This is a genomic window from Microvirga sp. P4_G7 (genome assembly GCF_056401005.1).
In genome coordinates, this window is record NZ_JBFUKD010000544.1 from 1 (window position 1) to 2,569 (window position 2,569).

The 2,569-nt window shown below is 59.5% G+C and carries 4 protein-coding genes; all 4 read right to left on the bottom strand.

Annotation, left to right across the window (positions count from 1 at the left end; all coding sequences use genetic code 11):
* Nucleotides 1-776 (bottom strand): contractile injection system sheath initiator (locus AC1DT3_RS17670; RefSeq protein ID WP_477466542.1); only part of this gene is annotated, 776 nt, incomplete at its 3' end.
* Nucleotides 773-1,438 carry a Gp138 family membrane-puncturing spike protein gene (locus AC1DT3_RS17675; protein ID WP_477466543.1) on the bottom strand — a complete coding sequence of 222 codons (666 nt, stop codon included), beginning with the start codon at nt 1,436-1,438 and terminating at the stop codon, nt 773-775. The genes AC1DT3_RS17675 and AC1DT3_RS17670, both read right to left, overlap by 4 nt.
* A complete protein-coding gene (locus AC1DT3_RS17680) occupies nt 1,438-2,295 on the bottom strand; it encodes a phage protein (RefSeq protein ID WP_477466544.1) in 858 nt (285 codons plus the stop codon). The genes AC1DT3_RS17675 and AC1DT3_RS17680 overlap by 1 nt, the downstream gene beginning before the upstream one ends.
* A gap of 2 nt (nt 2,296-2,297) precedes the next feature.
* On the bottom strand, nt 2,298-2,569 hold a 272-nt coding region (locus AC1DT3_RS17685), incomplete at its 5' end, for a phage baseplate plug family protein (RefSeq protein ID WP_477466545.1).

A 2,569-nucleotide genomic window follows, 5' to 3' on the forward strand; every position in this document is an offset into this window, starting at 1 on the left:
GCCTCGGATAGGATCTCGGCCGAAACGCGCAGGCCGCGGCTTCTCAGGTCGAGGGACGCTTCGAATGCGGTCAACTCAGCCGCGCCCGGCGTGCCGAGTAGCTCTGCTTTGATCAGCGACTCCGAGATGCCTGCATTGTAAGGACGCTGGAATATCGTTTGCATCCACGGAAGGCCGGCGGATGTGTCGAGGAACCACTCGCCTTCAAAGAACTTGAGCCGCTGCTTGGCGTGTTGGCCGATGGCATCCGCGCCCGTCACAACTGCGAGGCCGCCATCCGCGTTCAAATATATGTCGTTGTCGATCACGGTGACGACATTCATCTCTCGCAAAGAGACGTTGTTCAGATCGTAATAGGTGTTGATGTTCGTCGATTTCCGAAAGAGCAAGTACACTTCGCCAGCGGGGGCGGTGAAGATGCGTTGGAAGCGCCCAGTCGCTGTCAAGGGAACCGGCGCATCCCAAGCCCCGCCCAGTGTCCCGTCGATCGACAGATACCAGAGGGGGTTGGACGAGGTGTTCTTCGTGTAGTCGAGAGCGACCTCGTACACTTTGCCAGGGGTTAGTTCGGTCATCCTGTAGACCGCGTAGCTTCCTGTGCTCGTGTTGAGGGAAGTCAGGCGTAACCCGTTCGCAGATGCCGAGAGTGAAAGCGTCGCCGGGTTGGTTGAGGACCATCCGGTCAGTCCGGCGGAGAAGTCCCCGTTGGCGAACAGCTCGGGACCGTAGGCGTCAACCTTCGTACGCTGTGCAATGGCAATCCCGATGCGGTTCATAGCGCCATGTCTCGCACTTTTTGAGCCAATGCCATGAGCGCCACGCGATTGAACAACTGGTGCCCCGATCCCGCCGACGAACCGTGCTTGATCAGGAGCTCGTCGCTCGCCACAAGCTCCATGAACTCCGCGAGGATGGTGTACAGATTGCCCTCTGCCCCATCGATCTTGAACTTCCCTTCCGGGCTCATGGAGATTCGATACTGGCCATCCGCTGAGGAAAGCTCGAAGTTGTCCGGATCGTACGGGCCAACCGGCGCCTGGCTGGACGAAAGACCGGGGGAGAACGTCGCGTCGCTCAGATCGTGCATTCTCTGCGTTGCGGCCGGCTGCTCCCCGTCCTTGGCGTACCAATCGTCCATGTTCCGAGACATGACCGAGATCATGCCTTGGTCGCCCTCCTTGAGCGGGAAGCGCATGACCATACGCCCGCCGCGGGGCCAGTTGATCGGAACCTCGACCAGCTCCGGCATGTCCACAGGCTCACCGTTGAATCGAGGGCGGTAAAGCGGTTTGATCGTCGCTGTTCGACCGTCGGCAGAGACGGACACCACCTTTCCAGGAAGGTTCGTCCAGATATCCTCTCTCTCGGATTGCGTTGCGTCGCCTATGGCCTCGACCATCCGACCGCGCAGCGCCTTTGATCGTTGATGACCCGCCATCAGGATTCCTTGACCTTACCACCGTCGATCTTGTCTCCGGCTACCGTCGCGGTGAAATCTCCGTCCCGGTTATCGCCTTGGAAATCAACGCATGAGACACGAAAGCGGCCTTGCTGATCGTTCATTTCGAGCGTCTCAGAGCGGATCTCGACGACGCGCGCGATGCGCAATTGCGGGTTCAGAAGGCAAGACACTCTGATGCCGTCGTCCGTGATGTCAGGAATGCCGATCATTCCGGTTTGCTGGCTGATCACGACGACTTCGTCCACGTAGGAGTCGCCGGACACGACTTCCATCGCGCCGTCTTGCACGCCCCAGTAGAGGTTGTGCGTCCGTCCGATCTTGTCGAGTTCCTTGCGGCATGGTCCGCACATCACGACCGGTCGCTTGTATGCCGGCAGGTCTTTCACAGCGTCCTGGATGACGCCCTTGTCGACGCCGGGCATCCGCTTGCGCAATTCTTCGATCATTTCCGACGGCTTGGTACCAGCCGGAAACGTCTTGCTGATCACGCCTTGGCGGATTCCCTTGTCGCCATCTCCGCTTTCGACCGTCGTTATGATGTCGGTGTCTTCGCGGCGATGTCGTATGTCCCGAATGAACCCCTCGAAGATGATGCCGACATTGCCCTTGCCACCGAGCGACCCCTCGTAGCCGGCCTCGATGCGAACCTTGTCGAACTCCTTCTTGATCTTCATCCGGTTCTCCCGTGAGAGGTTCCAGATTTCGATCTCGGCTGCGTTCGGCGTCCCGCTGATCACCTTCGATACCCGAAAGGCGATTTTCAGCGCCTCGACGACAAGCTCCCCGCCGTCGCCCGTGAACGTGGCGCGGACTTTTCTAAGCCATTGACGCATGGTTAGCTCGCCTGAGATGCAATGATCTCGTCAGGGTCCGCCTGAAAGATGCGAACCCTGCGCTCTGGGATTGCCGTCCGATCTGGTTCGGCGCCTCGCGCCTCGTAGTCCGCGGCGAAGACCGCGCCGATCCCAAAATCGAAAGCTGCTAAGAGGTCTGTGCCAAGAGTGACACGGCGGCCGTAAAGCACCTGCTCGTCCCCTATACGCAGATCGAAGCTCCAGCGATCCGTGGCGACGTTGTACCGAAAGCGGAACGTGCAACGTTGCCCAT